20 protein-coding genes are annotated in these 21,006 nt (G+C 40.9%); 2 read left to right on the top strand and 18 right to left on the bottom strand.

Going from position 1 to position 21,006, the window contains the following annotated elements; translation table 11 throughout:
* Nucleotides 1-70: 70 nt before the first annotated feature.
* The 4 genes from WDM69_RS01395 to gshB form a co-directional block, all read right to left on the bottom strand.
* Nucleotides 71-1,345, bottom strand: a complete 1,275-nt coding sequence (locus tag WDM69_RS01395; RefSeq protein WP_078307360.1) for a DNA cytosine methyltransferase — start codon at nt 1,343-1,345, stop codon at nt 71-73.
* Nucleotides 1,346-1,373: 28 nt separating this feature from the next.
* Entirely contained in the window at nt 1,374-2,504 is a 1,131-nt protein-coding gene (locus WDM69_RS01390; RefSeq protein WP_078307358.1) for a hypothetical protein, read from the bottom strand.
* 77 nt (nt 2,505-2,581) lie between these two features.
* Nucleotides 2,582-3,676: an undecaprenyldiphospho-muramoylpentapeptide beta-N-acetylglucosaminyltransferase gene (murG, locus tag WDM69_RS01385; RefSeq protein WP_078307356.1), complete on the bottom strand. Its 1,095-nt coding sequence runs from the start codon at nt 3,674-3,676 to the stop codon at nt 2,582-2,584.
* A 118-nt stretch (nt 3,677-3,794) separates the two neighbouring features.
* Entirely contained in the window at nt 3,795-4,778 is a 984-nt protein-coding gene (gene gshB / locus WDM69_RS01380) for a glutathione synthase (protein WP_078307354.1), read from the bottom strand.
* Between the two features lie 700 nt (nt 4,779-5,478).
* Between gshB and rho the strand changes: the two genes are divergently transcribed.
* On the top strand, nt 5,479-6,747 hold the full coding sequence (rho, locus tag WDM69_RS01375) for a transcription termination factor Rho (RefSeq protein WP_078307350.1): 1,269 nt from the start codon (nt 5,479-5,481) through the stop codon (nt 6,745-6,747).
* Between the two features lie 180 nt (nt 6,748-6,927).
* Here the strand turns inward: rho and rplS are convergent, their stop codons facing one another.
* The 4 genes from rplS to rpsP form a co-directional block, all read right to left on the bottom strand.
* Nucleotides 6,928-7,296: a 50S ribosomal protein L19 gene (rplS, locus tag WDM69_RS01370; RefSeq protein ID WP_078307348.1), complete on the bottom strand. Its 369-nt coding sequence runs from the start codon at nt 7,294-7,296 to the stop codon at nt 6,928-6,930.
* A 262-nt stretch (nt 7,297-7,558) separates the two neighbouring features.
* On the bottom strand, nt 7,559-8,305 hold the full coding sequence (trmD, locus tag WDM69_RS01365; RefSeq protein ID WP_078307346.1) for a tRNA (guanosine(37)-N1)-methyltransferase TrmD: 747 nt from the start codon (nt 8,303-8,305) through the stop codon (nt 7,559-7,561).
* Between the two features lie 74 nt (nt 8,306-8,379).
* Entirely contained in the window at nt 8,380-9,012 is a 633-nt protein-coding gene (rimM, locus tag WDM69_RS01360; protein ID WP_240494890.1) for a ribosome maturation factor RimM, read from the bottom strand.
* Between the two features lie 56 nt (nt 9,013-9,068).
* Entirely contained in the window at nt 9,069-9,329 is a 261-nt protein-coding gene (gene rpsP / locus WDM69_RS01355; protein ID WP_078307344.1) for a 30S ribosomal protein S16, read from the bottom strand.
* Nucleotides 9,330-9,579: 250 nt separating this feature from the next.
* Here rpsP and WDM69_RS01350 point away from each other — a divergent pair, with 250 nt between their 5' ends.
* On the top strand, nt 9,580-11,040 hold the full coding sequence (locus WDM69_RS01350) for an ATP-binding protein (protein WP_078307342.1): 1,461 nt from the start codon (nt 9,580-9,582) through the stop codon (nt 11,038-11,040).
* Between the two features lie 80 nt (nt 11,041-11,120).
* Here the strand turns inward: WDM69_RS01350 and WDM69_RS01345 are convergent, their stop codons facing one another.
* The 10 genes from WDM69_RS01345 to atpE form a co-directional block, all read right to left on the bottom strand.
* The gene (locus tag WDM69_RS01345; protein WP_078307340.1) at nt 11,121-11,300 is read right to left on the bottom strand and encodes a hypothetical protein; all 180 of its coding nucleotides are present in this window, start codon (nt 11,298-11,300) and stop codon (nt 11,121-11,123) included.
* Nucleotides 11,301-11,536: 236 nt separating this feature from the next.
* On the bottom strand, nt 11,537-13,228 hold the full coding sequence (locus tag WDM69_RS01340; RefSeq protein ID WP_078307338.1) for an ATP-binding protein: 1,692 nt from the start codon (nt 13,226-13,228) through the stop codon (nt 11,537-11,539).
* 334 nt (nt 13,229-13,562) lie between these two features.
* Nucleotides 13,563-14,279, bottom strand: coding sequence for a response regulator (locus WDM69_RS01335; protein WP_078307336.1), 717 nt, complete (start codon nt 14,277-14,279; stop codon nt 13,563-13,565).
* Between the two features lie 153 nt (nt 14,280-14,432).
* Nucleotides 14,433-14,849 (bottom strand): F0F1 ATP synthase subunit epsilon, encoded by a 417-nt coding sequence (locus WDM69_RS01330; protein ID WP_078307334.1) that lies wholly within the window; start codon nt 14,847-14,849, stop codon nt 14,433-14,435.
* Nucleotides 14,850-14,902: 53 nt separating this feature from the next.
* The gene (gene atpD, locus WDM69_RS01325; protein ID WP_078307333.1) at nt 14,903-16,336 is read right to left on the bottom strand and encodes a F0F1 ATP synthase subunit beta; all 1,434 of its coding nucleotides are present in this window, start codon (nt 16,334-16,336) and stop codon (nt 14,903-14,905) included.
* 30 nt (nt 16,337-16,366) lie between these two features.
* Nucleotides 16,367-17,242, bottom strand: coding sequence for a F0F1 ATP synthase subunit gamma (gene atpG / locus WDM69_RS01320; RefSeq protein WP_078307331.1), 876 nt, complete (start codon nt 17,240-17,242; stop codon nt 16,367-16,369).
* 601 nt (nt 17,243-17,843) lie between these two features.
* Entirely contained in the window at nt 17,844-19,388 is a 1,545-nt protein-coding gene (atpA, locus tag WDM69_RS01315; RefSeq protein ID WP_078307329.1) for a F0F1 ATP synthase subunit alpha, read from the bottom strand.
* A gap of 97 nt (nt 19,389-19,485) precedes the next feature.
* The gene (locus WDM69_RS01310; RefSeq protein WP_338755525.1) at nt 19,486-20,088 is read right to left on the bottom strand and encodes a F0F1 ATP synthase subunit delta; all 603 of its coding nucleotides are present in this window, start codon (nt 20,086-20,088) and stop codon (nt 19,486-19,488) included.
* Between the two features lie 63 nt (nt 20,089-20,151).
* The gene (locus tag WDM69_RS01305; protein WP_338755524.1) at nt 20,152-20,622 is read right to left on the bottom strand and encodes a F0F1 ATP synthase subunit B; all 471 of its coding nucleotides are present in this window, start codon (nt 20,620-20,622) and stop codon (nt 20,152-20,154) included.
* Nucleotides 20,623-20,737: 115 nt separating this feature from the next.
* Complete coding sequence (gene atpE / locus WDM69_RS01300) at nt 20,738-20,995, bottom strand: F0F1 ATP synthase subunit C (protein ID WP_338755523.1); 258 nt, start codon at nt 20,993-20,995, stop codon at nt 20,738-20,740.
* Nucleotides 20,996-21,006 lie beyond the last annotated feature (11 nt).

Genomic DNA, 21,006 nt, shown 5'->3' with positions numbered 1-21,006 from the left:
TCACTTTTAAACTTCCCAAATGGGTTTTTAATATATCAAATGACTTATGAGTGTTTAAAAAAAATAACATTTATTTTTTAATATTATCTAAAAATTTAACACATTCTTTTGCAATCGCACTTGCCAAAGGTGGTGGCACAGCATTACCAACATGCTCACAACGCTTTGAATGGTTACCAACAAATTTATAATCCATTGGAAATCCTGTAATAACCGCCGCTTCACGCACCGTAATACTTCTATGTTCAATGGGGTGAACAGGAAAATTACTGTGTCCGGGAACAAGTGTTGGGGCAAGCAATTGCATGGACAATCGCATTGTATTGCCACGAGAATAAAAACTACTGATTTTTAAATCATCTGGAATTTCGTGCATTGTCTCTTGAATATTAGACCCTGCTTTAATATATTTAAATCGCTCTACTGTTTTTGGTGAATGCTTCATTGGGTGATTATCAACATCGTCTTTATTGGTATAATCAATTTTTGACAATGCTTCACCAATAGAAATTGGCTTTAAAAACTGAGCGTTTTCAATATTTTCAAAATCCAGTTTTGTTAAAATTTCATCAGAATGGTAAATTGGAAATGGAAATTTAAAATTATTAGGCAAATCTTTACGTACCGCCACAATAATAATTCGTTCTCGTTTGGTTGATGCACCATACCAAGCCGTATTTAAAATTTTGTGCGAAACATGGTAACCAATTCTATCATAAATTTGATACAAATCATCTAATACAGAAATGAGATAATTATTTTCTTTTAAAACTGTCAATAATTTTTCTTTTTGTTTGCGTAATTCTATCCCTTTTTGTTCAAATTCAGGGGTTATTTTATTTTTTTTACGTAATTCCGCTTTTTGACCCTTATAATTTTCCAATGCTTGCCAAATTCTATCCACTTCATCACGAATTTTTTTCGGTGTGTTTTCAGACAGCACTTGACCGTTAGAAAATGCCTTAACATTTTCAATCACACTGATTTTTGGTTTGGTAATTTCTACCAATTTCAATTGTTGATGATAAAAGTAATTTCTCTCATCATTAGGAGACCGCTCTCCTGCCAAACTAAACCCTTTACAAACAATGCCACCAAACATGACATCCAATTCGCCTTGTTTTAATTTGATATTATTTAATAAATTATCTGTATCAACATTCAAAACACTGCGACAATCCACAAAGGCAGTTTGTCTAATTTCAGGATTATTTAACAATAAAGTGTCAATACAATCTTTATTATCATCATTGACATAAACTGATTTAAACCCATTTTGTTTAAACCCAATGTGTGAGCCACCTGCACCAACAAATGTTTCAAAAATGGTGTATATTTTATTCATTCTAATTCACTCTTAAACTAATTCACTCTTAAAGAATGGCTTGTAAATTGTTGATATAAGGGTTTGCCTTTGTATATCTTTGGATACTGCCTAATAAAAAATCATCATTTAACATGGACGGAATATAATTTAATATCCGATGATTGCTTCTTGTCTGAAAATCAAGACAACCAAAATCATCTCTTAAAATATTCAACCAAGAGGACAGATAGCGAGTTTCTGACTGGGTAAAAAATAAAATCTCATGATTATTATATATATTCAAAAAATCTTGCTTAATGTCTTTTAAACTTTTATTTAAGTTTATAGGATTTTCATAAAAATAATTCATCAACATGTCTGCATAAGGTTTAACATAGGATTTATACATAACTAATAAAAATTTATTTATGTCAAACATGCCCAACTCTATGCCTTTTTGTGTTGGCATATTATTACTGTCTATCAATCCAAGTGATGATAAACCAATCCAAACATTACGCCAATTTCTATTGTTAATGGTATTCGTCTTCATCATAACTTGTTCTACTTCTCTACGATTGATACAAGCGATATTTCTCAATCTTAAAAAACACAAATAACGTAATAACATGTATAATTCAAAGAGCCTTGTGTCTCTGATATAATATTGTGAGATGCTCATTAAATTATTTTGAGTCTGTTCTCTAAAATTATCCAATTCTTTTTGGCTGATTAAGCGGACAGCGTGATTTATGTCATTAATTTCAATGATTTTAGTTGTTATTGGGTACTTAAATAATGCAATATTAAAATTTCTATTTAAAAATACCGATGAGGGTATCAATAAAACACTGCTAAAATGGTCTTTTTTATAAGGGTAGTTTTTCGTAATTTGATTTTCATAAAAATACTCATATTGCAAAACTTGCCCAATACCACGCACATAATCTGTAACACCAATATCACCTGCCTTACATTCAATCAATGCTGAAATATAATCATCATAAATTAAAGTAAAATCAGCAGTAATGCCATTAATATATTTATCTTCATGAATAAGTTGCAATTTTGATAAATCTGCTGGCAAATTTAAAGCCGACAATAAATCCGCCTGAATATCAGGGCTTTTAATTATCAAATCATGAAAATATCTTTCACGAATATTATCTATTTGTAAAACGTCATTATCTGCGTTCATTGTTCACAACTTCCAATGGCGTATATACACACCTTATTAATTTACAAAATTTTACAATTTATTTAAAAATGACTGTCTTATCCTTTCACACACGCCAAAACCAGCTCTGCCACTGTCTTTGCGACATGATGTTTGGCACTCTCTTGTGCTTTTTTTGCCATATCTAAGCATTTTTGGCGGTCAAGACCAGTTAAAATCTGTGCCAATGTTTCACCAGATAAGTCATGTTGGGGTAACAAAATCCCTGCCCCTTTGTCAGTTAAGCTCTTGGCATTGGCGGTTTGATGGTCGTCCACAGCGTGTGGTAGCGGCACAAAAATCGCTGCAACGCCCACGCTGGCTATCTCGGTTACGGTCAATGCCCCAGCACGGCAAATAACCACATCTGCCCAACTGTATGCCTGTGCCATGTCATCAATAAATGGCATGACCTCAAAGACATGACGGCTTGTGTCAATCTGTGCTTGTGAATAGGCGACCAACATGGTGTTGTGGTTGTCCTTGCCACATTGATGTCGCACAGTTAGGGGTTTATCGGACAGCTTTAACAATTCAACCACCGCTTCATTGATGGCTTTTGCCCCAAGCGAACCGCCCACCACCAGCACCTTTAAAGGCGACGTATCCGCCACGTTATAACGCTCGCTTGGTGGTTTGACACTCATAATCTCATGACGCACAGGGTTACCCACCGTGATGGGTTTATCGCCCATGCCAACAAATGCCCCATCAAAGGCTTGTAATACTTTTGCTGAATGAGGAGCTAGGGTTTTGTTGCTCATGCCAGCGATGGCGTTTTGTTCATGAATGATGAGCGGTTTGCCCGATAATTTGGCAGCCAATCCCCCAGGGACGGTTACATAACCGCCAAAACCGATGACCACATCTATGTTATTGTTTTTGATGATATTTTTACTTGCCATGACCGCTTTAAACAGCATAAAAGGCAACTTAATGGCACGCACCAGCCCCTTACCACGAAGCCCTTGCATGTCAATGTGGTGCATGGTATGACCGTGTTTGGCAACAAGCTCGTTTTCCATGCCCTTTGGCGTGCCAAGCCAATGAATGACAGCTCCACGAGCCACCATTTCATCTGCCACCGCCAAGGCAGGAAACACATGCCCCCCTGTTCCTGCTGCCATCATGAGTACATTTATTTTTTTTGACATAAACTTATCCAACCAAACATCCATAAGCATAAAAGTGGTTATTTTGGATGATTTTTGACACAAGCCCAAGTGGTTTTTTGCGACATTTTGTCAAGCAATTTTATCAAGCAAATCCATACTAAATATCTGTCTTTGAATGGCTGTCAATGTTGTTTTCAATAAATTTAATAAAATCCACCGCAATGCTTGTGCCACATTGGTCATCAATCTCACGAATGCAAGTTGGGCTGGTAACATTAATTTCAGTAATATGACCACCAATGACATCAAGCCCCACAAAATATAATCCTTTTTGCATCAAAATCGGTGCAATTGTCTCGGCCAATTCACGCTCATGGGCTGTCAGTGGCATGGCAACGCCACGACCACCCGCCGCCAGATTGCCCCGAGTTTCACCTTGGCTGGGAATTCGTGCCAGACAATAATCAACAGGTTTACCACCCACAATCAAAATGCGTTTATCACCATCTTTGATGGCAGGCAGATAAGTTTGAGCCATGATGGGCAATGTCTCAAACTCAGTTAGCATCTCAAGCGTTGAGCCGATATTGGGACTGTCTGCTGTCAAGCGAAAAATACCCATACCCCCCATACCATCTAAGGGTTTGACAATCACGTCTTGCTGTTCGTGAATAAACGCACGAATATGGCGTTGTTGGCTACTGACAATGGTGGGAGTCATATGCTGACTGAACCAAGTAGCGAACAATTTTTCATTACAATCACGCACAGAACTGGGATTGTTAACCACCAACACGCCTGCCATCTTGGCTTTATCTAACAGATAAGTGGCATAAATAAATCTCATGTCAAACGGTGGATCTTTTCTCATCAATATCACATCATAATCAGTCATGCCATGCGTGGTTTTGTCGCCTAACTGATAAAAGTCATCAGGCGTGCTATCAGATTTTGCATTGACAGATAGCAACTGGCTGTCCACTTTGGCATCACCCCTATCCAACCACAAATCATGAATTTGTGCATAAGCCAATGTATGCCCACGAGCCACCGCCGCCCACATCATGGCAAGCGTTGAATCTTTTTTAAAATGAATATGACGAATATCGTCCATGATGATTAAGATATTTAAAGTTTTCATAAAGTCTCAGATGCCATGGGTTAAAGAATGATTGGTTAGAAACGATTGGTTAAATATGATTAATTAGATATGACATCATGGGTATGATGTCAAAAGTGGATATGATGACGTAAACGCCATTTATTTATTTTATCCACTTACAACTTATCCACTTAAAACAAGCCAATTAAAATAGTCCAACATACAAATTTTGCCACTTTATCAAAAAAATGTCCATTTATTGCCCCATAAATGATTGATAAGCATTGACAACGCCATCATCTTAACGATAAAATCGCCAAAATCAAAATACTCAATACCGTTATATCCAATAGTTACAACCAATAAATATACAACCAATAAATAATAGTTATGCCGTTTTGATAAACATTTTTTAGCTGACCCCCACAGCATGTGGTTTGACCACATCTTCCTTGTGTTTATCTTCTGATTGGTGATTCTTTTAATTATTACCCAAACCCTTACTCACAAGGCATGGGTGATTATGTTATTTTTTAATCCAACCAATCACCTTTATATTGATGACATTCTCACCTTTATGTATGTTTGTTCACTTGTTATTAATGATGCTCCTTGTCATCACCGCTCATATTAATATTGTTGCCACAATCACAATCACAATCATGTCATTAAAAATGCCATCAAACCCCATCATCAATTTAATAACCACTTAAATCACAACCTAGCTACGATCTATTTTATGAACTTAACCGAACTGAAAAGAAAATCCATCGCTGAACTTTTGACGATTGCCCAAGACATGGGACTAGACAACATGGCTCGCAGTCGCAAACAAGACATTATTTTTGCCATTTTAAAAACACATGCCAAAAACGGTGAATCGATTTTTGGTGATGGCGTGCTGGAGATACTGCCAGATGGGTTTGGGTTTTTACGCTCATCTGAAGGCTCTTATTTGGCAGGACCTGATGACATTTATGTCAGCCCCAGCCAAATCCGCCGTTTTAACCTAAAAACAGGGGACAGCATTGCAGGCACAATACGCCCACCAAAGGACTCTGAACGCTATTTTGCCTTACTCAAAGTTAAAGAAATCAACTTTGACACCCCTGACCGCTCACGTCATAAGCTGATTTTTGAAAATCTAACCCCCCTATTCCCCACCGAACAACTCAAGCTAGAGCTTGGTAATGGCACAACCGAAGACTTGACAGGACGCATCATCGACCTGATTGCCCCCATCGGTAAAGGTCAACGCTCCATCATTGTCGCACCACCAAAAGCAGGTAAAACCGTTCTGCTACAGACTCTTGCTCAATCCATCAGCAAAAACAACCCTGAAGTGTATCTGATTGTGTTGCTCATCGATGAACGTCCCGAAGAAGTAACCGAAATGGAACGTACCGTGCGTGGCGAAGTGGTGGCATCAACCTTTGATGAACCGCCACAACGACATGTGCAAGTGGCAGAAATGGTCATCGAAAAGGCAAAAAGATTGGTTGAGCATAAGCAAGATGTGGTGATTTTATTAGATTCCATTACCCGTTTGGCACGTGCTTACAACACCGTATTACCCTCTTCTGGCAAAGTACTCACAGGTGGAGTCGATGCCAATGCCTTAGAACGCCCCAAGCGATTTTTTGGAGCAGCACGCAATATCGAAGAAGGGGGCAGTTTGACCATCATCTCCACAGCACTGATTGACACTGGTAGCACCATGGATAAAGTCATCTATGAAGAATTCAAAGGCACAGGCAATAATGAAATCACCCTTGAGCGAGACTTGGCAGAAAAACGCATCTTTCCTGCCATGAACATCAAAAAATCTGGCACTCGTCGAGAAGAGCGTCTGATTGATGAAGACACCTTACGCAAGGTATGGATTTTACGCAAAGTACTCCAACCCATGGATGAGAGTCAAGCCACCGAGTTTTTACTTGATCGACTAAAAGAAGCCAAAACCAATGATGAATTTTTTGACCAAATGAAACGCAAATCACAAAATTAGCATCATTGGCATTTTTGCACACGATAAAAAAGTAAAACCCCCAACCAAATCAATTTGATTGGGGGTTTTAAGTATTGATTTGAGCATTGGCTACCCAAAAATAACATGAAAACCCATGGGTTGCATTGTGAGCCAAATCGCTTCTTGTTCCACCAACATTTGTCTTAGTCTATGCACCCTTTATGCGTCTTCACGGCGACCCAATTTTTCACGGATACGAGCAGACTTACCAGAACGCTCACGCAAATAGTATAGTTTGGCACGACGCACATCACCACGACGCTTAACAGTAATGCTGTCAATCAAAGGGGAATGTAATTGAAACGCACGCTCCACACCCACACCACTGGAGATTTTACGCACGGTAAAGGCAGAGTTAAGACCACGATTACGCTTGGCAATGACCACACCTTCATACGCCTGTAGACGTTGGCGTTCACCTTCACGCACCCAAATATTAACCGATACCGTATCACCAGGGGCAAAGCTTGGATGCTCACGTAACTGAGAGTTTTCAACTGATTGAACTAAGGGATGTTTGTTGCTCATGGCACTGATTCCTTATGATAAGGTGATAGAGGCTCATCGCTTATCACCTGTTTTTTATGGCAATCATCTTCTACTAAAGCAAAAAATGACAAAAAATAATAACCCATGGTAAAGTAAACCACCACAAGGCTAAAATAAAAACTAAAAATATTTGCTTAAATTGATATTCACTTAAATTTGGCACTTAAAAGCAAAATAACAACCAAACACAATAACAACCGATAAATTCACTTATCAACTTATCAATTAATTGTCTTATCAATTAATTGTCCACAAGCCAGTTTTTCTGCTGAGCATTAGGAACAAACTGTTCCCACAAATCTGCTCGTAACTGCTGTGTTCGCTTGACCTGCTGTACAAATCGCCATTTAGCAATATTGGCATGATGCCCAGATAACAGCACTGCTGGTACTGTGAGTCCTTCAAAATCCAGTGGCTTGGTATATTGAGGGTAGTCAAGTAGCCCATCGACAAATGAATCCTGCTGTGCAGACAGCTCATCACCCATCACATTGGGCAAACGGCGAATGAGACTGTCCATCAATACCATTGCTGGCAACTCACCACCACTTAGCACATAATCACCGATGGATATTTGTTTGTCAACGTACCGCTCAAGTAACCGCTCATCTACGCCATCATAACGACCACACAACACAATCATGCCATCTAATGGAGCAAACGACCGAACCACACTTTCATCAAGTGTCTGTCCTTGTGGCGACATATACACTACAGGACAATGATGAGCATCAACTTGACAACCATACTCACTTGCTAATGACTTAGCATACATGATGGCTTTTGCCAATGGCTCTGCCATTAATACCATGCCAGCACCGCCGCCATAAGGTCGTTCATCAATGCGTCGGTAATTGTCTTGGGTAAAGTCTCTGGGATTAATGTACTCTACCACCGCTTGCTTATTATGTATGGCACGGGCGGTAATGCCAAAATTACTCAAGGCAGTGAACATCTCTGGCATGATGCTAATCACGGCAAAAAACATGCAATCTTACCTAACTGACTCAACGGCATTAATTTTAGCAAGCATGGCATCAATTTGAGCGACTTTTGGCAACATCAATAATCAGCTTGCCAATCCACCGTTACCACGGCTTCATCTTGATTGACTTTAAGAACGGTTTGCTGATGCCAAGGGATTAATCGCTGTTCACCATCAATGCTATTGGCTGTGGCAGCCACAACCATGACATCATGAGCGCCTGTCTCCATAAGCTGGTCAATGCGACCAAGGTTTTCCCCTTGTGTATTTATCACACTTAACCCCACCAACTCTGACCAATAGTATTCATCTGCTTTAGGCTTAGGCAAGGCATCAGAGGATACCCAAATGCTCACACCGTGCATGGTCTCAGCGACGTTGCGGTCTGGCACTTCATCAAACTGAGCGACAATACCAGAGCCTTGCTGTCGCCAGTTAACAACCGTCAGGGGTTTAAACCCTGTGGCTGTCTTTATCCACCAAGGGGACATGGCAAAGATATCACCACGTTCATCAGTCAGACTATGTACCCATAACCAACCTTTGATGCCATACGGCTTTTTTAATTGCCCAATTTTTATCAGCTTTTCTACTGGTGGCACAGAACTGCCATCTAAGACTTTGGTTGTCTTGGCATTGCTTGCCAGCACAGACACAACGTCGGTAACGTCTGTGTCCATAACGTCTGTATTGTCAAAAAAATGAGCCATGTCAATCTTTGCTGGTATGTTTTGCTAACTTGCTTTTGTTAACTGAGCATCAAGGCTTAGGCAGTTGTTGCTTGTAGCTTTTTAAATTCTTTTGCCAAAGACTTAACACGGTCAGATGGCTGAGCCCCTTTTTCAATCCAAGCGTTATACGCTTCCATATTTAGGCGAACGCCTTCTTCTGACTCTTTTGCCAATGGGTTAAAAAAGCCAATGTTTTCAATGTAACGACCGTCACGGGCACGACGTTGATCAGCAACAACCACTTGATAAAATGGGCGTTTTTTGGCACCGCCCCGTGCTAAACGAATAACAACCATGTAAACTCTCTCTTTCGCAAGTAGACCAAAAAGGGCATAATCTTAGCATAATTGTTGTTAAAAGAAAACCAGTATTTCACTGTATTTTTGCTGACGATGTTTTTGTTTGGCTGACCATCAATACGTTGCTGACTATCCATGTGTTTATTTCCCATGTGTTTATTTATGGTGCATGGTGCGATTTACTGACAATATGATTGATTGGTAAGATTATTTTTTGTTGTTATCTTTTTAGGGTTTTTGCTGGCTTATGAAAAAAAACACCTCATTACCAACGATGCTCATTAAATTACGTCATTTGCTTCATTCCAACACTTGGCAAACCACATGGATGGTGATGACAATGGTTACGGTGAGTGTGTGTCTGACGCTGTGGTTTTTTTGGCGTAGCTTTTATTTGCCAGAAATCAAAAGCCACGCTCGTTATTTGGCAACTGAATTGATGTTGGTTGAAAAAATTCTTCATACTGATGAATGGCAATTAAATGAATCACAAAAAAAACAGCTGTTATCATCCATACATTTAATTTATGTTGATCAAGACACTGATTTTCCTGATGTAACAGAAAAGCTTGTGGTCAGCCATCTGACAGAATTGATGGAGCAAGAAATCACTGCCCAACTTGGTCGCCCTGTACAGGTGTATTTTAAATTTAAGCCCACTGCCATGCTGTGGATACAAGACCATCGTTATCCAGAATATTGGATGCGTGAATCGGTCATTCATTATTCACAATATAGCCCCACGTTGATGTTGATGTTTTTGTTGGGCATTCCCATATTTGCTTTGGTTACCATTTTGTTGTTGGTGCGACAACTCAATCGTCCATTACGTAGATTGCAAAAAGTGGCCAACAACTATATTCAGCTTGGACAAGCGACCACCCTACCCACCGCTAAAGGCTCAAGCGAGATTCGCCAAGTCAATATGGCGTTTAACCGTTTATTTACCACGTTAAGCCAAACACAAAAAGAGCGAAACATCATGTTGGCGGGTATTTCACATGATTTGCGTACGCCATTAACCCGCATGCGTCTGACAGCTGAGATGTTGCCTGATGAGTTTTTAAAAGAAGGGTTGGTGTATGACATTGAAGATATGGACGCTATTTTAGAGCAGTTTATTAGCTTTATGAAAGATGGCTCAGATGAGCCAATGCGTCTGACCGATTTGTCGGTGATTATCAATGAAATTATTGTGCAGTTCGCTCCTTTAGACATTCGCCATACCAGTAAGCCGTTGCCATTGGTGGCATTGCGTCCGTTGTCCATCAAGCGATTGATTGTTAATTTGGTGAATAATGCCACTCGCTATGGCACACCACCCATTGAGATTGATACCCACATTATTCATCATGATGCCAACTTGGCAGATGCGTTATTTGCCATGACAATAACCCCTAACCAAGCCTCTATATTGACCACAGACTTGACAGATGCAATGGTGATTAATCAAACTGCTGAGCATGATACGCTGGTGATTTGTGTTCATGACCATGGTCAAGGTGTTGCTGATGACCAATTAGCAAGGATTATGCAACCATTTGAACGGGGGGAGACTGCTCGCACCACGCAAGGCAGTGGGTTGGGATTGGCGATTGTCAATCGCATTGCTAAGTTACACCAAGGACATGTACACGCACAAAATCACCCTGATGGGGGCTTGATGGTGTGCGTGTTAATTCCGTTGTTGTCGCAAGGGGTTGAGTGATTAAGATGACTTTGGTTCAAAAAATAATGATTAAGGTGGTATTGGCTTAAGGCAAAACATACCTTACGGGATTTTAGGGGTCATTTTTTTGTACCTATGACAGGGGGTGCTTGAATGGATGTGTTTTCAAAACTGATGGGCTTGCTTAATTGAGCTTGATGTTCAGACACATCAGCAGCATGACTTGGCTCATATACAAAACCAAAATACCCCAACAGAGCCACATTGGCTATCACCAACAGACCAAAAATGTATGGCATCGCCACACTCCTTTATTAATGAACATCAATATGAATGAAAAATGAATGAAAATCGGTGAAAATGATGTGCCAAACGCCTATCCATCATTACCTATGATATCGATAAATGCTGTTAAAGACAAACCTTATGTCGGATTAATCACCCTTTTTATAGATAAAATCAGATTTTATATATTTTTTAACCACTATTATATATCTTTTAACCGTTATATTGTTTAACCGTTATTTATCAACCATCACTTTGTGTCTGTGATGATTTTTTTGGCACTGACTTCTTGTGTGAGTTCATCAGCTGCAATGGTTTGGTTTAACTGCTTTACTGGCCATGTCATGGTAAATTTCGCACCACCAAGCTCAGGGCTTTCATTAACCGAGATTTCTCCATTAAACCAAAAAGCAATGCGAGAGACAATGGATAACCCTAATCCATAACCACCCGATGCTCTTGTACGGCTGTCGTCAAGACGGGAAAATGGGATAAATACCTTATCACGATCAGCTTCAGGAATGCCTTGTCCATCATCTTCAACGGTTACATAAGCCCTGCCTTTTGCGACTCCTGCTGACACTTTAATCTTACCATTGGCGTAACGTAAAGCATTGCCCGCCAAATTCTGCACCACTCGATGTAAATATCGACGGTCTGCCATGGCTCGTGCTTTGGCATGACTAATCTCAGAGATAACTTCAATCGGTTTACCCAGTGCATTGGTTTCTTTGACAATCTGAGTGATTAGCTCTGACAAATTCACCATCTCCCAATCCAGCTTTGGCGACCCTTCTTCTAGCTTGGCATAGGTCAATATTTCATCAATCAGACCATTTAATGCTTCGATGTCTTTGTCAATATAATCACGTTGCATTTCTCTGGATTCAGCATCATCGGTATCTGCCAGCATGTCCACCGCAAAACGAATGCGTGCAACAGGCGTACGCAACTCATGCGACACTGCTCGAGTAAGCTCTCTTTGTGACTCAATCAACCTTTTGATATGCTCAACCATCGAGTTAAAAGTTGCAGACAATCGAGAAATTTCATCTTGCCCCACCACTTCAACACGAGTGTTCAATTTTCCCTTAGTCACGTTATTTAGACCAACTTGCACCAACTGCAACTTACGTTCTAATGGGAAAATCAACGCATACACACCAAGACTGATCAAAAACATGCTGATTAAAATCACACTGATGATTAAATTTAAAGGGTACCAATTAAACAGCTGTATAGGACCCACATGAATGACCGTATCGCTGATTTCTGTAGGCACTAAGATGATAAAAGCAGAGTTTTCGACACTGGCACTGTCACGAAAACGCACCACCACTTCACTACGGCGTAATCTCACTCGCTGGTCAGCATCGACATCAACATCATTGATATTGGCGAATTGTATTGGAAAGCCAAACTGGTTTGAAATGGTGGCAAGACGTTCTGTTTTTTCTTCCAAAGTGCGAAAATTGGACAAATCATCCAGCAAAAAAATCGCCAATGCACGCACTTGTTGCTCAGATACTTGTTTGATTTTAACCGTAACAATATTATTTTCTCCGGGGATACGATAATAAACATACGTCTCTTGCCTACCGCCTGATGTGCGTACCACACTTTTTTGCTTATTAAGCTTTTTAAGTTCAGTAGATGCAAAATCTATCTTATCCATCTCAATCACACGAAAAGTTTCACCAAATAAATTACTGGCATCAGACAACCAATGCTGGCGTTCTATTGGGTCAGGATGGTGAGCGATTCCCTCTGCCACCACATAAAAAGCCCCAGTTGCCATACGTTCGCTATAGCTACCAACACGCTCTTTATTAATCGTGGTCATCAGTATTTGAGCAAATACCACCACCACCAAACACACCAATAATAACCCAGCATAAATCCGCAAAAATATGCTGTGCTTTAACGTGGAATAGATTTGCATGCGTTTTTACTCTATCTAATTGACTTTATCTAAAACTGTATCAGGAATTAACTGTATCAGGAATTTTTATGCTGGTATGTCGTGGTAACATGACAATGTCTTCAGCAAATTATGATACCAAATCTCAAAATTTTTGTAACATGACAACACAAAAAAATGCCAGACAAAAAAAATGCCAGTATGAAACTGACATTTTTTAATAATCTATTTTTAAGTCATTAATTATATTGATTAATATTGTTGGTTAATGCTTCAAATCATTGCTTAATGTTTAAAAGCTATTAATTAGCTTTTAAACAATTAATGTGTTAAAAACAAGTCAACATACCACAAATCAACTGCTTTCTTTAACAAACAAATATCCTTTTGAACGCACAGTTTTGATGCGTTTAGGATTTTCTGGGTCATCGCCAATTTTGGGGCGGATACGAGAGATACGCACATCAATAGAACGGTCTTGTCCATCGTACTCAATGCCTCGCAACCGCTCAAAGATGTCCTCACGAGACAAGATGCGACCAGCGTTTGATGCCAATAACCACAACAAGTCATATTCAGCACTGGTAAAATCCACCAATTCATCGTTTAAGCTGACCGAGCGACCGCCATTATCAATCACCAATTCACCAAATTCAAGGCGTTGTGGCGCTTCTTCTGACGGCGTATTTTCTGTACGGCGTAACAACGCACGAATGCGAGCTAATAGCACTCGTGGCTGAGCAGGTTTGGCAACATAGTCATCTGCACCCATCTCCAAGCCTAACACCTGATCCATGTCATCAGTACGAGCAGTCAGCATTAAAATGGGATTAGAATAGTGTGGTCGTACTTCACGGCAGACAGTCAGACCATCACTACCTGGTAACATCACATCCAACACCACCAAATCTGGTTGCTCATTGATGATGCGTCTGATTGCTTTATTGCCATCCATCTCAATGGCAACTTCTAAGCCATTTTTACGTAGATAATCTAACGTCAACATTGCCAGACGTTCGTCATCTTCAACAATCAAAATCCTTGGGGCATTGTCTTCTTCTACTTGTGACATGTTAATTCCTTTACTAATCTAAGAACCTATCTTGTTTTATATCGTGGTGTATTTTATATCATGGTGTGTCGTTTATCACATCAGCCATCATAATCAGCGACACAAAATACCATAAAACTTTAAACCAATTGCTAATCTTATTTTTAAGTACGGTTAGGCACGGTTTTTGTACTTACGAATGGTCTGTAGTTGTGCCACTGATTCAGCAAGTGATGCCAAGGCAGCATTGGTTTGAATGCTGTCATTTTGGTTTGCCAGTTGTTGCTCAGCTTCACGGCGAGCTTCTGCAATCTTAGCTTCATCTAAATTGGTTGCTCTAAGTGCTGTGTCTGCCAATACGGTCACCACTTTAGGTTGCACTTCTAACACGCCACCAGAGACATAAATAATTTCATCTTCACCTGTGGCGGTTTTAACCTGCATGGGGCCTGGCTTTAACAAAGTAATCAATGGCGTATGCCCAGCCATGATGCCAAGCTCACCTTCCGTGCCAGTGGCAATCAACATGCTGATGTCTCCTTCAAATAAAGACTCACGAGCACTTACGACACGACATTGAAAGGTTGCCATGATTTACTCCTAACTTATTTCACTAAATGATGCTTTGGCTGATATGCTGTTGCTTATGATGCTTTGGCTTGTAGTTGCTCAGCTTTCGCCACCACTTCATCAATACCACCAACCATATAGAATGCTTGCTCTGGTAGGTCATCATACTCACCATTGATGATTGCTTTAAATCCAGCAATGGTATCACGCAATGCCACATATTTACCTGGAGCACCGGTGAATACTTCTGCCACATGGAAAGGCTGTGACAAAAAGCGTTGGATTTTACGGGCACGATAAACCACCAGTTTATCTTCTTCTGATAGCTCGTCCATACCCAAAATAGCGATGATGTCCTTAAGCTCTTTATAGCGTTGCAACACTTCTTGTACACCACGGGCCACGTTATAATGCTCTTCACCGATGACTTGTGGGTCAAGCTGACGAGACGTTGAGTCAAGTGGGTCAACCGCAGGATAAATACCTTGTGACGCAATGTCACGGCTTAATACCACGGTTGCATCTAAGTGAGCAAATGTGGTTGCTGGTGACGGATCAGTCAAGTCATCAGCAGGTACATAAACGGCTTGTACTGAAGTGATAGAGCCAGATTGCGTTGAAGTAATACGCTCTTGTAATATGCCCATTTCTTCTGCCAATGTTGGCTGATAACCCACCGCTGAAGGCATGCGCCCAAGCAATGCTGAAACTTCTGTACCAGCTAGGGTATAGCGATAAATGTTGTCAACGAATAACAGAACATCACGACCTTTACCAGTTTTAGGGTCTTTTTGGTCACGGAAATATTCCGCCATGGTCAAACCTGTCAACGCCACACGCAAACGGTTACCTGGTGGCTCATTCATCTGACCGTAGACCATCGCAACTTTTGATTTACTAAAATCTTCTGTATTCACCACACCTGCTTCTTGCATCTCATGATAAAAGTCATTACCTTCACGAGTACGCTCACCCACACCAGCAAACACAGACAAACCAGAATGCTTTAAAGCGATGTTGTTAATCAGCTCCATCATATTAACGGTCTTACCAACACCTGCACCACCAAACAAACCCACTTTACCACCCTTAGCAAAAGGACATAGCAAGTCAATCACTTTAATGCCCGTTTCTAACAGCTCTGTACTATTTGACTGCTCATCATAACTGGGTGCTTGACGGTGGATAGACCACGTCTCATCTGCATTGACCGCACCTTGCTCATCAATGGGGCGACCAAGCACATCCATGATACGACCCAAAGTCGCTGTTCCAACAGGCACAGAAATCGGAGCACCAGTATTACTCACAGATAGTCCTCGCTTCAACCCTTCGGTTGAGCCCATGGCGATGGTACGCACAATACCATCACCAAGCTGTTGTTGAACTTCTAATGTGGTCTCAGTGCCATCAACTTTTAAAGCATCATAAACTTGTGGTACGTTTTTTCTATCGAACTCGACATCAATCACTGCACCAATAATCTGTACTATTTGACCGCTACTCATTGCGTTCTCCTTGAAAATTTTATCAATCAATTATGAAACAGCAGCAGCACCACCGACGATTTCCGAAATTTCTCGGGTAATCGCAGCTTGACGCAGCTTGTTATATACCAATTGTAAGTCGTCTATTAAGTTACCAGCGTTATCTGTCGCTGCTTTCATTGCCACCATGCGTGCTGATTGTTCAGAAGCGATGTTTTCTAATACCGCCTGATAGACAATAGATTCAATATAACGGCTTAGTAAGCCATCTAGCAATGTCTGCACATCAGGCTCATAGATATAATCCCAACTATGCTCGGTCTGAATACCATCGCTGGCAAAAGTGTCTTCTGATAAAGGCACCAGCTGGCTGACAATCGGCTTTTGGGTCATGGCATTGATAAACTGATTATACACCACATATATACGGTCAAGCTTACCCTGATTAAAATCATCAAGCATCGCTTGTACTGGGGCATTTAACTGCTCAAACGTTGGACTATCACCATAATCTGTAATCGCTGATGTGACTTTGCCGCCAAAATTTTTAAAAAATGACACACCTTTTGAACCAATGACCGCAAACTCTACCGCAACCGATTGCTCTTGTTGTTTTTTGACATCTTGCATCAAGGCTTTGAACAGATTGATGTTTAATCCGCCTGCCAAACCACGGTCAGAAGTAACCACAATATAACCCACCGTATTAACCGCTCTATCAGACATGAACGGATGCTTATGGTCGCTTGATGCTTTTACCAAGTGAGAAATGACCCGACGCATACTCTCAGCATAGGGACGACCTGTCTCCATGCGGTCTTGAGCTCGTTTCATTTTACTGGCGGCGACCATTTGCATGGCACGAGTGATTTTTTGTGTGCTTTTAATGCTCGTTACTTTTGCACGTATCTCTTTTAAACTTGCCATAGATATCTCAAAATAAATGGGTGATGTAAAAAAGTTAACCGTTTCGATTCATCACTGATAACTTTATTAAGTAGCAAAACTTAAGTAGCAAAACAAAATCATCTTATGTCATCTTATATTAAACGTTGTGGCATGTTTTATCTCAGTGCCATGCAATTGACTTCCTCCCCTCCCTAAAGTGAGGGGATTCCTGCTCCCAGACGGTCAAGCCCGACCGCAAGCCTAAGATAGTGGCAACCGCCCGTACGACACACCGTACATCTTAGGTTCTTATTTTAAGCTAATCCTACCGTTAGGATTGTCATAGACACGAATTAGCTTAAGTGTGTGTTTGGAAACGTCTTACCAGTTAAGTTACTGCGTACTCGCAATTTAGTCTTAACTTAACTGTGGAATGTAAGACAATAAAAAAAAGATGATGATTTAAAATTATTTCATTGCTTGTTCTATCTTATCTCTATACTGTTGGCCATCACGCTGATAACGACCATTCTGATAATTAAGGCATTGAGATGGTCCAATGCCTTAAACTTATTTTTCCAGCTTATTGCATTTTTTTTAGCTTATTGACAGTACAAGATGAGTAACTTAACTTAGTAACTTAGTAACTGTGGTTTTGCTTAAAGGCATCTAAACTTGCTTTAAACTTATTGGCTATTTCATCATTATAATTGGCAGTGTCATTGATTTCTTGCATGAATTGTGCATGTTCGTCATTCATGTATCGCAAATAAGCAGTTTCAAAGGCACCAATTTTATCTACTGGCACATCCGCCAAATAACCCTCATTAGAAGCGAATATGACCGCTGATTGATCTGCAATCGACATTGGGTTATATTGCTTTTGCTTCATCAGTTCGGTAACACGCTCACCATGATCCAACTGTTGGCGAGTGGCATCATCAAGGTCAGATGCAAACTGAGCAAACGCTGCCAATTCACGATACTGTGCCAAGGCAGTACGGATACCACCTGATAATTTCTTAATGATTTTGGTTTGTGCCGCACCACCCACACGAGATACCGAAATACCTGCGTTTACTGCTGGGCGAATACCTGAGTTAAATAGGTTGGATTCTAAGAAAATCTGACCATCAGTAATCGAAATCACGTTGGTTGGCACGAAAGCAGACACATCACCTGCCTGTGTCTCAATGATGGGTAAGGCAGTTAATGAACCTGTCTGACCTTTGACTTCACCATGAGTAAACTCTTCAACATAATCAGCATTAACACGAGCGGCCCGCTCAAGTAAGCGTGAATGCAAGTAGAACACATCACCCGGATAGGCTTCACGCCCTGGTGGACGGCGAAGCAACAAGGAGATTTGGCGATATGCCACGGCTTGTTTTGATAAATCATCATAAACAATCAAGGCATCTTCACCACGATCACGAAAATACTCACCCATGGTACAACCAGAATATGGTGCTAGATATTGCAATGCAGCTGGCTCAGAAGCAGATGCAACCACCACGGTGGTATAAGCCAATGCCCCAGTCTCTTCTAATTTACGCACAACATTAGCAATGGTTGAGCGTTTTTGCCCAATTGCCACATACACACATTTGATGTTAGAGTTCTTTTGAGCGATGATGGCATCAATGGCAAGTGCGGTTTTACCCGTTTGACGGTCACCGATGATAAGCTCACGCTGACCACGTCCAATGGGTATCATGGTATCAACCGCTTTATAACCAGTCATCACAGGTTGGTCAACTGATTGACGAGCAATAACACCAGGGGCAATTTTTTCTACTTTATCAGTGAGTTTGGCATTGATAGGACCTTTACCATCGATTGGGTTACCCAACGCATCAACCACACGACCAAGCAACTCTGGTCCAACGGGCACTTCAAGAATACGACCTGTACAGTAGGCTTTTTGACCTTCTTGTAGGCGTAGATAATCACCCAACACCACCGCACCGACAGAGTCTTGCTCAAGGTTGAGAGCCATGCCATAAATATCGCCTTCAAACTCAATCATCTCGCCATACATGGCATCTTCAAGACCATGAATTTGCACGATACCATCAGATACGCTGACAATTGTGCCTTCATTTTTTGCAGTTGTGCCTGCGTCAAGGTCTTGAATTCTCTGCTTAATCAGATTGCTGATTTCCGCTGGATTCAACTGTTGCATTGCCTTGTTTCCTTAAATGATGATAACCAAATGGTGATAACCGTTGCCAAGCCCTATCGACTCAAGCCATGTCAATACACATATCGACTAAGCTAAGCTATGCGGTTAATTGTGTTCTTAACTGTTTTAATTTACCACGAACCGAATCATCGACCAACTTATCACCCACTTTAATGGTTGCCCCTGCAATCAGGCTTGGGTCAACTGCCTCGTGCATGATGATGGTTGCATTCATCGATGTTGCAAGTCGTGCTTGCACCAAGGCTCTTTGAATGTCTGTCAATGGATACGCAGTGGTGATATAAGCATCAATATGTTTGAGTGCTTTTGCTTTTTGGGTACGAAAATGAGTTAAAATCACTGGCATCAAACCCAAACGGCGTTGCTCGGATAATTGATACACAAAGTTTTTGATGTTGTTTGAAACAGAGGGGGCATTTTGTAACAACTTACCAAGCAAACTTTGCAACCAGCTTTCATCTGTGCTTTTAATTTGTTGGTCATATAAATCAAGAAGCACATCTGCTTTTTGCTGACTCGAAATGGCAGGATTGTCTAACATGGTCGCAAACTGTGGATCTGTTACTATGTGCCCTGCCAACACTAAGAACTGCTCCCATTGCTCAACGACCCCATGCTCATTGGCATAATCGAATGCCGCTTTGGCATAAGGTCTTGCTAACGTTGATAATTCTGCCATGATTTCCTCATCGTCTGCATGGTTGCATTTTACTATTTGTCAGTGACTTATCTTATCAGTAACTTATAACTTGGCTGCCAGTTGGTCAAGCATGGTGGCATGCTTTTGTTTGTCAATTTCTGCTTGCAGAATTTTTTCAGCACCCATGACTGCCAAATCTGCCACTTGTTTTCTTAGAGCATCACGGGCTTGATTAATCTCTTGATCAATGGCACTTTGTGCTTGTTGGCGGATACGATCGCTTTCTTGTTGAGCTTGCAATTTAGCATCTTCAATCATTTGATTGGCACTTTTATTGGCTTGCTCAATTAAAGCCGCTGCTTTGGCTTTGGCTTGACCTAATTCTTGCTCAACATTTTGTTCGGCAGAAGCCAATTCAGCTTTGGCTTTTTCGGCTGCATTAAGACCATCGGTGATTTTTTTCTGACGCTCGTTGATGACGGCCATAAAAGGGGGCCACACGAATTTCATGCAGAAAATCACGAATATTGCAAACGCAATGGATTGACCGATTAGGGTTAAATTAATATTCACGTGATCACCTCATCGTTAATGTTATCAGTTGGTTGACCGCCAAGAGTAAGCGAAAGCCAAATTTTTAATATCGCACAACGTATCAACGGTCAATGCTTACGACTGATGAAAGCCATTAACCTGCTAGAGGATTAGCGAATAATAATAACATGGCAATACCCACACCAATCATCGGCACAGCATCAAGAAGACCTGCCACGATGAACATACGAGTTTGCAGTTGTGAACCAAGCTCTGGCTGACGAGCCACGCTCTCTAGGAATTTACCGCCCAAAAGAGCAAAGCCAATGCCAGTTGCCAATGCACCAGCACCGATTAGGATTGCTACTGCTAAAACCGTCTGACCGTTTAATGTCGCTAATACTGGATCCATTGATGTATCCT

Source organism: Lwoffella lincolnii, assembly GCF_037201985.1.
Lineage (GTDB): Bacteria > Pseudomonadota > Gammaproteobacteria > Pseudomonadales > Moraxellaceae > Psychrobacter > Psychrobacter lincolnii.
Note: the sequence above shows the minus strand (reverse complement) of the source record. Positions and strands in the feature narration are given on the sequence as shown.